The sequence below is a fragment of the Streptomyces sp. 71268 genome (assembly GCF_029392895.1).
In the GTDB taxonomy this organism is placed as follows: Bacteria; Actinomycetota; Actinomycetes; order Streptomycetales; family Streptomycetaceae; genus Streptomyces.
Window position 1 is genome coordinate 8,240,796 of the sequence record NZ_CP114200.1, and the last position, 12,956, is coordinate 8,253,751.

The window sequence follows — 12,956 nt, forward strand, 5'->3', positions numbered from 1 at the left end:
ATCCGGCGCCCCTTGCCAGGCGTCTGGCGCACTGTGGTCAACCACGCCACTCGACCGCCCCGAAACGAACCTTCGGAGCGGTCGACGGATCAATTCCGATCACCCGCGCTCCCCGGCCGTACGGCTCTGCCGCATTCCACCCGGCGCCCCTACAGTTGAAGACCGGGCGGCCCGGAAAACACCCCTGTGGATCAGCGAAGGGAAGCCGGCGACATGCGGCGATACGACTGGCTACGAGAAATCCAGCGCCTCGATCCAGAGCGGGACTTCCTCCGCATCTACCGCATCACCGCGACACACGAGTTTCCCTGGGACATCACCAGGGCGCTCGAACTGGCTCTCTTCCGCACCTACGCGGTGCCGAGCGTCGGTGGCCTGCTGGCCAGGACCGGGGAATTCACCGAACGCACCCAGAAGCGCTACGACGACACGGCGCTGCTGCTCGACGCGGTGCTGGAACACGGATTCGCCGACGCCCGGGGGCGCACAGCCATCCGGCGCATGAACCAGATGCACGGCTCGTACGACATCACCAACGACGACATGCGTTACGTACTCAGCACCTTTGTCGTCGTACCCAAACGCTGGCTGGACGCGTACGGATGGCGACGCCTTTGCGAACACGAGAAGCAGGCGTCAGCGCAGTACTTCCGCACCCTCGGCCGCCACATGGGTATCACCGGAATTCCCGCCACGTACGGGGATTTCGAGCGCTGTCTCGACCAGTACGAGGCGGCCAACTTCGGCTGGGACGAGGGCGGCAGAAGCGTGGCCGACGCCACCCGCGAACTGATGGCCTCCTGGTATCCGCGACCGTTCGCACCACTCGCGAAGGCGGCGAGCCTGGCCCTGCTCGACGCACCGCTGCGGCGCGCCTTCCGCTATCCGGACCCCGGGCCTTTGGTCACCGCGACCGTGCGGGGCGCGCTGCGGCTGCGCGGCAGAGCGGTCCGGCTCCTGCCTCCGCGCCGTCAACCCCACTACGCCCGGCAGAACTCCCAGATCAAGGGCTACCCACTCGGCTACGCAGTGGCCGAACTCGGCACCTTCCCCACCGGCCCCGGCACCCGCACACCGCGCTCTCGCACCGCGCGCCCCGCCCTCACCCCCGGCTGCCCGCTGAACCACGCGAAACCCACACCCACCGCGGGCCCGCCGCAGCGCGACTGAAGCAGTCCCCCGTGGCGGCCACGCTCAGGTCGTACGCCACGGCAGGGCGACGACGGCGAGCACGGCCACCCGGTCTCACCCGACCCGCGACGACTGCCTAAGCGACGTGAGCGGCGGCGCCAGCGACACCATCTCTCACTCTCAGCTCTAGGGTGAGACTTTGCCGCTGCGGCGACGCTGTCCGACCCTTCTCCGGGGCCGCTCATGTAACGCCACCCTGGTGGGCGCGGGAGGCTGTGTCATCGGGTGCGGCCGCACCAACCCTCGCCCGCGGGCGGGCAGCAACCCTCGCCCGCTAGCGGGCATCGGCACCCCGCTGTGGTGTCCACACCCCGCACGAGTGCTCACCCAACGTGATTCCCGGCGGGGTATGCGCGCGGCACCCCCCGGTCGGGGCTACGAGGGCCGGGGGCCGTGGCGAGGCGGATGCTCGCCTTTGCACCGAACGATCGGGCGTCCAGACAACCCTTTTCCATGTCCTGACGACAGGTCACCTTTTGGGCCGCGCACGTACCTCACCGTTGCCCAATGACGAAGCGTCCGGCCGGCGCGCGTGCCTGACGGTGGGGGAGGCGTGCCACTGATCCGTTGCCATCTGCTCAACCGCGTCTTCATTGTGTGTCAGGGTGAGGACAAGGGCGGTCTAAAGCCAAGGCCGGGTTGCCGAGACGGCGGCGGTGAGCAAGGCTGGCACGGCAGTTACGGGGAATGCCGTACGGGGAGGCGAGGGCATGGCACTGACCAAGGGGCTCGACTGGCTGCTGGACGACCTGACCACGCGGATCGAGCACATCCGGCACGCCTTGGTGCTGTCCAACGACGGTCTGGTGACCGGGGCGAGCGCGTCGCTCATCCGGGAGGACGCGGAGCACCTGGCCGCCGTGGCATCGGGCCTGCACAGTCTCGCCAAGGGCTCTGGCCATCATTTTCGGACAGGTCATGTGCGCCAGGTCATGGTCGAGTTCGAGGAGGGCGTGCTCTTCGTGACGGCGGCCGGCGACGGCAGTTGTCTGTGCGTGCTCAGCCACGAAGAGGCGGATGTGGGCCAGATCGCCTACGAGATGGCGCTTCTCGTCAATCGTGTGGGTGAGCATCTCGGCGTCGAGGTGCGTCAGCAAAGCGGCGCCCCGGGCGGCGCCTGAGCTTTCCGTCGCCGACCACACGCAGGTTATCCACAGGCTCACCGCGCACGGCCTCTCCAGGGCTATGGTCGTCACTGTCAGTGATCGATCGATGGGGGAGAGGCATCATGACCGTACGGGCATGGGAGGCGCGCACGACGGCGAGGGCGACCGTGTCGCTGGGCAGCGCGGCCAGGGAGCTGCGTTGGCCGCGGCGCGAGCTTGAGTTGGCCGTCCAGCTCGGCGTGCTGCGCTCGGTGGGCCTCGGGGAGTTGGCGTCCTGGGGGCGACCCGTGGCCAGCCGGGGTCAGCGCGCCCCGGCCGTGCCGGACGCCTCGTGGCAACGGCGCGTGTTCCGCTCGGAAGTCGAACGGCTCGCGGCAGATCCCTGTGCGCTGCGGGAGCTGCGCGGGCGACTGCGGCTGGTCGGCACGGCGGGGGCGGCGGAGCTGCTGGGGATCAGCCCAGGCCGGTTCACCCGGCTGGCGCGCTGTGGGTGTGTCAGCCCCGTGCGTTTCTACGTCAACCGATACCGGGCCGTCGTCTGGCTCTACCTGGCGGCGGAGCTGGTCGAGTTCGCGGCGGGTGAGCCCGAGTTGAGCGCGGCCCGCACCCCCGAGCGGCTGCGGGCCGTGATGCGGAAGGAGGCCGACTGGCGCGGGCGGAACTGGCGCGCGCGGCGGGTGGGGCAACTCCTCGCGCACAGCTCCGACCCGTGGAGCCGGGCCGCCGTCTCGGCCGCCGTGCTGAGCACCGACGCCCTAGCCGAGGCGGTGCCCGACCCCACCGAGCGGGCGTATCTACGGGAGCTGGACCCACCGCTGAGCCCGGTGCGCGCGGTGGCCCCGGCGGTGTGCGCGGTGGTAGACGAGGTGGTGACGGCGGACGACCGCGACGAGGTGATCTGGCATCAGATTGGCCTGGTCACGGCGTTGGAGGACGCCCGCCCGACCTCACCCGGAGCGCCGCCCGCGACCGGCGAGGCAGCGGCGTTCCACCTGAGGCCGGAGGGGCGAGGGCTCCCCGCGGCGCGCCCGGCCCCGGCGAGCACGCGGGCCAGCGTGGACCGCCGGGACGGCGTCTGCCAGGCCGCGCCGTCACGCCGTGCGACACCCTCGGGCCCGCCCCCGGCGCGACCGGGGACGGCGTGGGAGTTCCTGGCGCGCGCGGCCGCTGCCCGACGCGCCCGGGAGGCCGAGCACCCTCGACGGGTGACGGCGCCGGCAGCGCGCGCGGCCGTCGACGCCCGGGAGCGGACGCCGGGGCCTCGCGGCCCGGCCGCGACCCGGCGACGCCCCCGGGGCGTTGACCTCAGTTCTCGGCGGCCGACCGGCGGTGCGGGCGGAAGAGTCCCTCCTGCATGACCGACACCAACAGCGCGCCGTCGCGATGAAAGATCTGACCGCGGGCCAGGCCCCGCCCACCCGTCGCGATGGGCGACTCCTGCTGGTACAGGAACCACTCATCCGCGCGGAAGGGCTGGTGGAACCACATCGCGTGGTCCAGCGACGCCATGTCGAAGCCCCGCGGCCCCCACAGCGGCTCCACGGGGATGCGCACCGCGTCCAGCAACGTCATGTCGCTCGCGTAGGTAAGGGCACACGTGTGCACGAGCGGGTCGTCCCCCAGCGGCCCCATCGCCCGCATCCACACCCCGCTGCGCGGCTCCGCACCGGCAAGCTCCTCGGCGGTCCACCGCAGCGGCTCGACATAGCGGATGTCGAACGCCTGCCGCTGCTCCATGCGCCGTAGCGCCTCGGGCAGCTCACCCAGGCGCTCGCGGATGGCGTCACCAAGCCTGGGCAGCGACTCCGGCTCGGGCACGTCCGGCATCGGCACCTGGTGCTCGAACCCCGGCTCCGGCTGATGGAAGGAGGCCGTCAAATTGAAGATCGTCCGTCCCTCCTGGACTGCTACCACCCGACGCGTCGTGAAGGACCGACCGTCGCGTACGCGCTCCACCTGGTACACGATGGGCACCCCGGGCGTGCCGGGCCGCAGGAAGTACGCGTGCAGCGAGTGCACCGGGCGCTTGCCGTCCGTGGTCCGCCCCGCCGCCACCAGGGCCTGTCCGGCGACCTGCCCGCCGAAGACCCGCTGCAACGACTCGTCCGGGCTGCGCCCCCGGAAGATGTTGGTCTCGATCCGCTCCAGGTCCAGTAGGTCGACCAGCCGCTCGGCGGGGTTGGGCATCGGTGGTGCTCCTTTGCTGGCATGCCGCGAGACGCCGCCCGGCCACGACCCGGCGCGGGCGGCGTCTGGGAGGCTACAGCGCCCCCACGTCGGTCACGCGGATCACGGCGCGGCCCTCCTCGTCGGACGCCGCCAGGTCCACCTCGGCGGAGATGCCCCAGTCGTGGTCGCCACCGGGGTCGGCGAAGGTCTGCCGCACCCGCCACAACCCGTGCTCCGGCTGCTCCTCGATGCTCAGCAACTTCGGTCCGCGCGCGTCGGGCCCGGTGCCGATCTCCTCGTACTCGTCCCAGTACGCGTCCAGGGCCCGGCCCCAGGCTTCCGCGTCCCAGCCCGACTCCCCGTCGAGCTCGCCCAGCTCCTCGGCCTTGTCCAACGCGGCCAGCTCCACGCGACGGAACAGGGCGTTGCGCACCAGCACCCGGAAGGCGCGGGAGTTCGCGGTGACGGGCCTGACCTGCTCCGCCCGCTCCTGCGCCTCCTCCGCCGACTCCACCTCCGGATTGGCGAGCTGTTCCCACTCGTCCAGCAGGCTGGAGTCGACCTGCCGCACCATCTCGCCGAGCCAGGCGATGAGGTCCTCGAAGTCGTCCGACTTCAGATCGTCCGGGACGGTGTGGTCCAGCGCCTTGTACGCGCTGGCCAGGTAGCGCAGCACGATGCCCTCGGTGCGCGCCAGGTCGTAGTAGGACGTGAACTCGGTGAACGTCATCGCCCGCTCGTACATGTCGCGGATCACCGACTTGGGCGACAGCGGGTGGTCGCCCACCCACGGGTGGCTCTTGCGGTACAGGCCGTAGGCGTGCGACAGCAACTCGTCCAGCGGGCGCGGGTAGGTGACGTCCTGGAGCAGTTCCATCCGCTCCTCGTACTCGATGCCGTCCGCCTTCATCTGCGAGACGGCCTCGCCCCGGGCCTTGTTCTGCTGCGCCGCCAGGATCTGCCGCGGGTCGTCGAGTGTCGACTCCACCACGGAGACCATGTCCAGCGCGTACGAGGGGGACTCGGGGTCCAGCAGTTCGAAGGCGGCCAGGGCGAACGTCGACAGCGGCTGGTTGAGCGCGAAGTCCGCCTGCAGGTCGACGGTGAGCCGCACGACGCGGCCCTCGGAGTCGGGCTCGGGCAACTGCTCGACCACACCCCCGTCCAGCAGGGAGCGGTAGATGGCGAAAGCGCGGCGGATGTGCCGCAGCTGGTTCTTGCGCGGCTCGTGGTTGTCCTCCAGCAGCCGCCGCATCGCGTCGAACGCGTTGCCCGGACGCGCGATGATCGCCAGCAGCATGGTGTGGGTGACCCGGAACCGGGAGGTGAGCGGCTCCGGCTCGGAGGCGATGAGCTTCTCGAAGGTGTTCTGCCCCCAGTTGACGAACCCCTCGGGCGCCTTCTTGCGCACCACCTTGCGGCGCTTCTTCGGGTCGTCGCCCGCCTTCGCCAGCGCCTTCTCGTTCTCCACCACGTGCTCGGGAGCCTGCGCGACCACGAACCCGGCGGTGTCGAAGCCGGCCCGCCCGGCCCGGCCGGCGATCTGGTGGAACTCGCGGGCCCGCAGCGTGCGCACCCGCTGCCCGTCGTACTTGGTGAGCGCCGTGAACAGCACGGTCCTGATGGGCACGTTGACGCCAACGCCGAGCGTGTCCGTACCGCAGATGACCTTGAGCAACCCGGCCTGCGCCAGCCGTTCCACCAGCCGCCGGTACTTGGGCAGCATCCCCGCGTGGTGCACGCCGATCCCGTGACGTACGTAGCGAGAGAGGTTGCGGCCGAACTTGGTGGTGAACCGGAAGTTTCCGATCAGCGCGGCGATCTCGTCCTTCTCGGCGCGCGAGCACATGTTGATGCTCATCAGCGCCTGCGCTCGCTCCACCGCCGCCGCCTGCGTGAAGTGGACGATGTAGACGGGTGCCTGGCGCGTCTCCAGCAGTTCCGTCAGCGTCTCGGTCAGCGTCGTCGTCCGGTACTCGTAGCTGAGCGGGACCGGGCGGGTAGCCGAGCGCACCACGGCCGTCGATCGCCCGGTGCGCCGGGTCAGGTCCTCCTCGAACCGGGAGACGTCACCCAGCGTGGCCGACATGAGGATGAACTGGGCCTGGGGCAGCTCGAGGATCGGGATCTGCCAGGCCCAGCCCCGGTCCGGTTCGGCGTAGAAGTGGAACTCGTCCATCACCACCTGGCCGACGTCGGCGTCCTTGCCGTCCCGCAGGGCGATGGAGGCCAGCACCTCGGCGGTGCAGCAGATGATCGGCGCGTCGGCGTTGACGGACGCGTCACCGGTCAGCATGCCGACGTTCTCGGTGCCGAACAGCTTGCACAGCTCGAAGAACTTCTCCGACACCAGCGCCTTGATCGGAGCGGTGTAGAAGGTGACCTCGTCGCGCGCCAGCGCCGAGAAGTGCGCCCCAGCCGCCACCAGACTCTTACCCGAGCCGGTGGGAGTGGACAGGATGACGTTCGCGCCGGACACCACCTCGATCAGCGCCTCCTCCTGGGCGGGATAGAGCGAGATACCACGCTCCTCCACCCAGGACGAGAACGTCTCGAAGAGGGCATCGGGGTCGGCGTCGCTCGGCATCTGATCGATAAGAGTCACGCCCCCATACTGCCTGCTCTCGGGCCCGGGGCGGGAACCGACTGCGGGAACGAAGATCGTTCGCGGATAGGCTGTGCCGGGCCGATGAGAACACCACCCGCCGGGGAGCGGGCACGAGCAGGGGCGGGGAACGACGATGATGGGACCGGCGCATTCGCTGTCCGGAGCGGCAGCCTGGCTGGGGGTGGGGGCGGCAGCCGGGGCCGCCGGGCACCCCATGCCCTGGCCGGTGCTCGTCGTCGGCGCGCTGATCTGCGCCGGAGCCGCGCTCGCCCCGGACCTGGACCACAAGTCGGCGACGATATCCCGCGCCTTCGGTCCCCTCTCGCGCGCCCTGTGCGGGGTGATCGACAGCCTCTCCCACGCCGTCTACCAGGCCACCAGGAAGCCGGGCGACCCGCGGCGCACGGGTGGGCACCGCACGCTCACCCATACGTGGGTCTGGGCCGTGCTGATCGGTGTCGGCGCCTCGGTGCTCGCCGTCACCGGTGGCCGTTGGGCCGTTCTGGGCCTGCTCTTCGTGCACATGGTGCTCGCGGTCGAGGGGCTGCTGTGGCGGATGGCCCGGGTCTCAAGCGACGTGTTGGTCTGGCTCCTGGGCGCGACCAGCGCGTGGATTCTCGCCGAGATACTCAACAAGCCGGGCAACGGGTCGGACTGGCTGTTCACCGGTGAGGGCCAGGAGTACCTGTGGCTGGGGTTGCCGATCGTGCTCGGGGCGCTGGTGCACGACATCGGCGACGCCCTGACGGTCTCCGGCTGCCCGATCCTGTGGCCCATACCGATAGGCCGCAAGCGCTGGTACCCGATCGGTCCGCCGAGGATCATGCGGTTCCGGGCCGGGAGCTGGGTGGAGCTCAAGGTGCTGATGCCCGCCTTCATGGTGCTGGGCGGCGCGGGCGGCCTCGGAGCCCTCGGCTTCCTGTAGCCGCAGGCGCGGCGGCCCACCGGGCGCCGGCTGCTGTGGCGTCTTACCAGGCCGCGAGTGGGGGTGCGACCATGGACGGCATGCGAATGTCGGGCGTGCTGCGGGCGTCGGCGGCGGTCGTGCTGGCCGCCGGGCTACTGATCGGCTGCGAGGGCGGCGGGGGAGGGGCCGGCGACGACGGGACCAGGTCGGCGGGGTCCAACGGGTCGCGCGCCGCGGACAAGCGGCGTATCCCGGACGTGGGGGAGAAGTGGGCGGCGCGGATACCCCGCTCGGCGCGCCAGGTCGTGGCCGTGTACGGCGAGGGCCGGAACTCCGCCGACGCCACCGTCGTGCTGTACACCAAGGACGGCGACGCCTGGCAGCGGGACCGTTCGTGGTCGGCGCACAACGGGAGGCGGGGCTGGACGACCAACCACCGCGAGAACGACAAGCGCAGCCCGGTCGGCGTCTTCACGCTCAGCGACGCGGGCGGAGTGTTGGCCGACCCCGGGGCGAAACTGCCGTACCACCACACCGCCGCCTTCGCCGCCCCGCACTATTGGCCCAAGACCCACTGGCACGACTTCGACTACGTCATAGCCATCGACTACAACCGGATCAAGGGCACGACACCCCTCGACCCGACCCGCCCCCAGGGCACCCGCAAGGGCGGCAGCATCTGGCTACACCTCGACCACAGGAGCGGCACGTCAGGGTGCGTGAGCCTGCCCAAGGCGGGGATGGCGTACCTGCTGAAAACGCTGGACCCGGCGCGACACCCCGTCGTGGTGATGGGGGACAAGCGGGAACTGGCCGCCTGAGGTGACCGGGCACGGCCCGCCGGGTGGGGCGGGCCGTGCGCCGGACGTCAGTTGCCGGCGGGCTTGGGCGAATCGATACCGGAACGGGGTTTCTTCCACAGCCCGCGGGTGAAGTCGGGTATCTCCTGGGGTGCGCCGTTGGCCTTGATGGACGCGTGACTCAGGGGGAGTGGTGCGGTCCAGGTGGCCGCGTCGTAGACGTCGAAATCGGGGACGAGGCCGAGTCGCATGCACTGCGTCAGACGGAACAGCATGATGTAGTCCATGCCGCCGTGTCCGCCCGGCGGGTTGGCGTGTTCCTTCCAGAGCCAGTGGTCCCAGTCCGCGTAGTCCGCGAAGTCACCCCACTGGTGGTCGTTCCTGTCCGGTTCGAGATAGACGCGTGGTGGATAGTCCTCGAAGACGCCCTTGGTGCCGCCGAGGATGTTGAGCCGGCTGTAGGGGTGGGGGTTGGAGACGTTGTGTTCCAGCCGGATGACGCGTCCCCTGGCCGTCTGCACGAGGCTGATCGACATGTCGCTCTTGACGTACGACTCCTTCCAACTCGGGTCGCCCAGCGGCATGTGTTCCTTACGGTAGGCGGCGAGGCCGAGGGAGGGGGAGCCGAACGTCGTGATGCGCACGGCTCGGTCGCCCCGGTTGACGTCCATGTAGTTGGCGACCGGGGCGAACCCGTGGTTCGGGTAGAGGTCGCCGCGGAGCCTGGTGTGCCAGAGCCGACGCCACGGCCCCTCGTAGTAGGTGGGCGAGAACATCAGCGCCCGTAGGTCGTGGATGTACGCACCGGCGCCGTGCAGCAGTTCACCGAAGAGGCCCGCGTGCGCCATGCGCAGCACCCGCATCTCGTTCCTGCCGTACGCGCAGTTCTCCAACTGCACGCAGTGCCGGCGCATGCGCTCGGAGACGTTCACCAGCTCCCACAGCTGGCTCAACTCCATGGCCACGGGACACTCCACACCGACGTGTTTGCCGTGGAGCATGGCGGCCCTGGCCATGGCGAAGTGGCTGTCCCAGGGCGTGGCGACGTAGACGAAGTCGAGGTCGGAGCGTTGGCACAGCCGCTCGAAGTCCTGGTCGTCCTTGGTGTAGAGAGCCGGTGCCGGCTGCCCCGCCGCCGTGACCTTGCGGGCGGCCCGCTCGGCCTTCGCGCGCACCACGTCGCACAGCGCGACGACGCGGACGCCCGGTAGCGCGAGGAACAGGTCGATCATGCTGCCACCGCGCTGGCCGAGCCCGACGATGCCCACCCGTACGGTGTCGCGCCTCTCGAACGGCACCCCGATCATGGTCGCGGCCCGACGCGAGGTGTCCGCCACCCCGGTGGGCTCCGTCGCCCCCGCCGCTCGCGCGTCGGCCGCCGCCTGCTGGTCCCCGAGTGCGCCGATGCCGAGCCCGGCCACTCCGGCGGTCCACAGCACGGAGCGACGGCTGGGGGCAGGGCGTTCGCCACCCTGCGGGCCGCTGGGCGGGTTCTGGTCTTGCGGTGTTGCCTCGTTCACCGAGCCTCCTGGAAAGCTGATGGCGCGTGGCGTGCTACGTCGCGTCAGACCCTGACGGGCGTGAGGCAGGTGGCACAAGAAGCGGAACGAGGCTTTCTTTGCTGGGAGACCACGGGGTGACGGCAGAGGGTGGTGCGACCGAGCGGTTTCGGCATGGCCGCACGTGCGGGCGGCCTGGACGTCAGGCGGTGGACGTGGTGCCTCGGTCGGCGCGTCGATCCCGGGTCAGCGATCGCCGACGCAGCCGTGCGGGCTGCCCGCGAGGGTGTTGAGGAGGCCGCCCAGCAGCTCGCGCTCACGCTGGCTCAGCGGCTCCAGGATGTCCTCGGCCGCGGAGCGACGGGCCTGGCGCAGCGCGCGGAGCGTGGCTCGGCCGGTGTCCGTCAGCTCGATGCGTATCACGCGCCGGTTCGACGGGTCCGGGACGCGGCGCACCACGCCGTTCGCCTCCAACGCGTCCACCAGCGTCGTCACCGCGCGGGGCACCACCTCAAGTCGGGCAGCCAGGTCGGCCATGCGCGGAGGCTCGGCGTCGTACAACGCCACGGTGCGCAGCAACCGGGCCTGGGCCGGGGTGATGCCGAGGGGCTCCAGATAGCGCTTCTGCGCGCGGTGCAGCCTGCGGGTGAGGCGCAGCAACTGCTCGGCAAGCTGACCGGAGGCGTCGGGGGCGGGCATGTGAGGAGCTTATCAGGACCAAGTGCATTGTGAGTATAGGTAACAGTGAGCTATGCTCGACGAGGCCCGCCGTCGGCCGGCCCGCAGACCCCCGCGTACCCCGGAAGGAGTCCATGCGCGATCACGAACCACGGTGGGAGCCACCCGCTGCCGACCGCGATGAACCAGCCCAAGTGCGGCGTATTCTGCGTCTCTTCCGCCCCTACCGAGGCCGCCTCGCCCTGGTCGGGCTGCTGGTGGCCGCGTCCTCGCTGGTCACGGTGGCCTCGCCGTTCATGCTGCGCGAGGTGCTCGACACCGCCATTCCCCAGGGGCGGTCGGGGCTGCTGACGCTGCTGGTCTGCGGCATGATCGTCGCGGCAGTGGTCAACAGCGTCTTCGGCGTCCTGCAGACCCTGATCTCCACCACCGTCGGCCAGCGGGTCATGCACGATCTGCGCACCGCCGTCTACGACCGCCTCCAGCGCATGCCGCTGGCGTTCTTCACGCGCACCCGCACCGGCGAGGTGCAGTCGCGCATCGCCAACGACATCGGCGGCATGCAGGCCACCGTGACGTCCACGGCCACGTCCCTGGTCTCGAACCTGACCAGCGTGACAGCGAGCATCGTGGCCATGCTGGCGCTGGACTGGCGGCTGACGGCGGTCTCGCTCTGCCTGCTGCCGGTCTTCGTCTGGATCAGCCGTCGGGTCGGCAGGGAACGCAAGCGGATCACCTCGCAGCGGCAGAAGCAGATGGCCGCGATGGCCGCGCTCGTCACCGAGTCGCTGTCGGTCAGCGGCATCCTGCTCGGCCGCACCATGGGGCGCTCGGACTCGCTCACCGCCGATTTCACCCGCGAGTCCGAGCGGCTGGTGGACCTGGAGGTGCGCTCCAGCATGGCCGGCCGTTGGCGCATGGCGACCATCGGCATCGTCATGGCGGCCATGCCCGCGATCATCTACTGGACGGCCGGCATGGCGCTCCAGGGCGACGGTTCCGGCGTGAGCATCGGCACCCTGGTCGCCTTCGTGTCGCTGCAACAGGGCCTGTTCCGGCCCACCGTGAGCCTGCTCTCCACCGGGGTGCAGATGCAGACCTCGCTGGCGCTCTTCCACCGCATCTTCGAGTACCTCGACCTGCCGGTGGGCATCGCCGAGCCGGACCAGCCGGTGCGCCTGGGCACGGTGCGCGGGGACGTTCGCTTCGAGAACGTCAGCTTCTCCTACGACCCCGACTCGGCCGAACCCACCCTGCGGGGCGTCGACGTGACGGTTCCCGCCGGCGGCAGCCTCGCCGTCGTCGGCCCCACGGGCTCGGGGAAGAGCACCCTGAGCTACCTCGTGCCCCGGTTGTACGACGTGACCGCCGGACGCGTGCTCATCGACGGCGTGGACGTGCGCGACCTCAGCTTCGACACGCTCGCCAACGCCGTCGGAGTCGTCTCCCAGGAGACCTACCTCTTCCACGCCTCCGTGGCGGACAACCTGCGCTTCGCCAAGCCCGACGCCACCGACGAGGAGCTGCGCGCCGCGGCCGAGGCGGCGCAGATCCACGAGCACATCGCATCCCTGCCCGACGGCTACGACACGCTCGTCGGCGAGCGGGGTTACCGGTTCTCCGGTGGCGAGAAGCAGCGGCTGGCGATAGCCCGGACGATCCTGCGCGACCCGCCCATCCTCATATTCGACGAGGCCACCAGCGCGCTCGACACCCGCACCGAGTACGCCGTGCAGCGCGCCATCGACGCCCTCGCGGCCAACCGCACCACGATCACGATCGCCCACCGGCTGTCCACCGTGCGGGACGCCGACCAGATCGTCGTCCTGGCCGACGGCGATGTCGTCGAGCGCGGCACGCACGAGGAACTCATGCTCAAGCAGGGCCGGTACGCGGCCCTCATACGCGGAGACGACGAGGCGTCGGTGGCCCTACCGGCCGGCTGACGGGCAGCCCGAACACACCCCACACGAGCCGGCCGCCGCGCCCGCCGAGAGC

The 12,956-nt window shown here is 70.6% G+C and carries 10 protein-coding genes; 6 read left to right on the forward strand and 4 right to left on the reverse strand.

Annotated features, from left to right (window positions below; genetic code table 11):
* The first annotated feature begins 213 nt into the window (after positions 1 to 213).
* The 3 genes from OYE22_RS32780 (at position 214) to OYE22_RS32790 (ending at position 3,655) form a co-directional block, all read left to right on the forward strand.
* Entirely contained in the window at positions 214 to 1,170 is a 957-nt protein-coding gene (locus tag OYE22_RS32780) for an oxygenase MpaB family protein (protein ID WP_277323829.1), read from the forward strand.
* 731 nt (positions 1,171 to 1,901) lie between these two features.
* Positions 1,902 to 2,312, forward strand: a complete 411-nt coding sequence (locus OYE22_RS32785; protein WP_176160077.1) for a roadblock/LC7 domain-containing protein — start codon at positions 1,902 to 1,904, stop codon at positions 2,310 to 2,312.
* Positions 2,313 to 2,419: 107 nt separating this feature from the next.
* Positions 2,420 to 3,655, forward strand: a complete 1,236-nt coding sequence (locus OYE22_RS32790; protein ID WP_277323830.1) for a DUF6397 family protein — start codon at positions 2,420 to 2,422, stop codon at positions 3,653 to 3,655.
* Here the strand turns inward: OYE22_RS32790 and OYE22_RS32795 are convergent.
* Positions 3,603 to 4,484: an acyl-CoA thioesterase II gene (locus tag OYE22_RS32795; protein ID WP_277323831.1), complete on the reverse strand. Its 882-nt coding sequence runs from the start codon at positions 4,482 to 4,484 to the stop codon at positions 3,603 to 3,605. The two genes, OYE22_RS32790 and OYE22_RS32795, sit on opposite strands and share 53 nt — an antisense overlap.
* Before the next feature lie 73 nt (positions 4,485 to 4,557).
* The gene (locus tag OYE22_RS32800; RefSeq protein WP_277323832.1) at positions 4,558 to 7,071 is read right to left on the reverse strand and encodes a DEAD/DEAH box helicase; all 2,514 of its coding nucleotides are present in this window, start codon (positions 7,069 to 7,071) and stop codon (positions 4,558 to 4,560) included.
* 136 nt (positions 7,072 to 7,207) lie between these two features.
* On the opposite strand from OYE22_RS32800, the gene OYE22_RS32805 reads away from it, so the two are divergent.
* Both OYE22_RS32805 and OYE22_RS32810 read left to right on the forward strand, forming a co-directional pair.
* Positions 7,208 to 7,999 carry a metal-dependent hydrolase gene (locus OYE22_RS32805; protein ID WP_277323833.1) on the forward strand — a complete coding sequence of 264 codons (792 nt, stop codon included), beginning with the start codon at positions 7,208 to 7,210 and terminating at the stop codon, positions 7,997 to 7,999.
* Positions 8,000 to 8,079: 80 nt separating this feature from the next.
* Positions 8,080 to 8,802 (forward strand): L,D-transpeptidase family protein, encoded by a 723-nt coding sequence (locus OYE22_RS32810; protein WP_277324434.1) that lies wholly within the window; start codon positions 8,080 to 8,082, stop codon positions 8,800 to 8,802.
* Positions 8,803 to 8,849: 47 nt separating this feature from the next.
* Here the strand turns inward: OYE22_RS32810 and OYE22_RS32815 are convergent, their stop codons facing one another.
* The gene (locus OYE22_RS32815) at positions 8,850 to 10,220 is read right to left on the reverse strand and encodes a Gfo/Idh/MocA family oxidoreductase (protein ID WP_277324435.1); all 1,371 of its coding nucleotides are present in this window, start codon (positions 10,218 to 10,220) and stop codon (positions 8,850 to 8,852) included.
* Positions 10,221 to 10,526: 306 nt separating this feature from the next.
* On the reverse strand, positions 10,527 to 10,979 hold the full coding sequence (locus OYE22_RS32820; RefSeq protein WP_277323834.1) for a MarR family transcriptional regulator: 453 nt from the start codon (positions 10,977 to 10,979) through the stop codon (positions 10,527 to 10,529).
* A 113-nt stretch (positions 10,980 to 11,092) separates the two neighbouring features.
* Between OYE22_RS32820 and OYE22_RS32825 the strand changes: the two genes are divergently transcribed.
* Complete coding sequence (locus tag OYE22_RS32825) at positions 11,093 to 12,904, forward strand: ABC transporter ATP-binding protein (RefSeq protein WP_277323835.1); 1,812 nt, start codon at positions 11,093 to 11,095, stop codon at positions 12,902 to 12,904.
* The last annotated feature ends 52 nt before the right edge of the window (positions 12,905 to 12,956 follow it).

Coding starts and splice junctions, on each gene's coding strand:
- OYE22_RS32780 (WP_277323829.1), top strand. CDS start 214: ATGCGGCGATACGACTGGCTACGAGAAATCCAGCGCCTCGATCCAGAG.
- OYE22_RS32795 (WP_277323831.1), bottom strand. CDS start 4,484: ATGCCCAACCCCGCCGAGCGGCTGGTCGACCTACTGGACCTGGAGCGG.
- OYE22_RS32810 (WP_277324434.1), top strand. CDS start 8,080: ATGCGAATGTCGGGCGTGCTGCGGGCGTCGGCGGCGGTCGTGCTGGCC.
- OYE22_RS32820 (WP_277323834.1), bottom strand. CDS start 10,979: ATGCCCGCCCCCGACGCCTCCGGTCAGCTTGCCGAGCAGTTGCTGCGC.
- OYE22_RS32785 (WP_176160077.1), top strand. CDS start 1,902: ATGGCACTGACCAAGGGGCTCGACTGGCTGCTGGACGACCTGACCACG.
- OYE22_RS32805 (WP_277323833.1), top strand. CDS start 7,208: ATGATGGGACCGGCGCATTCGCTGTCCGGAGCGGCAGCCTGGCTGGGG.
- OYE22_RS32790 (WP_277323830.1), top strand. CDS start 2,420: ATGACCGTACGGGCATGGGAGGCGCGCACGACGGCGAGGGCGACCGTG.
- OYE22_RS32825 (WP_277323835.1), top strand. CDS start 11,093: ATGCGCGATCACGAACCACGGTGGGAGCCACCCGCTGCCGACCGCGAT.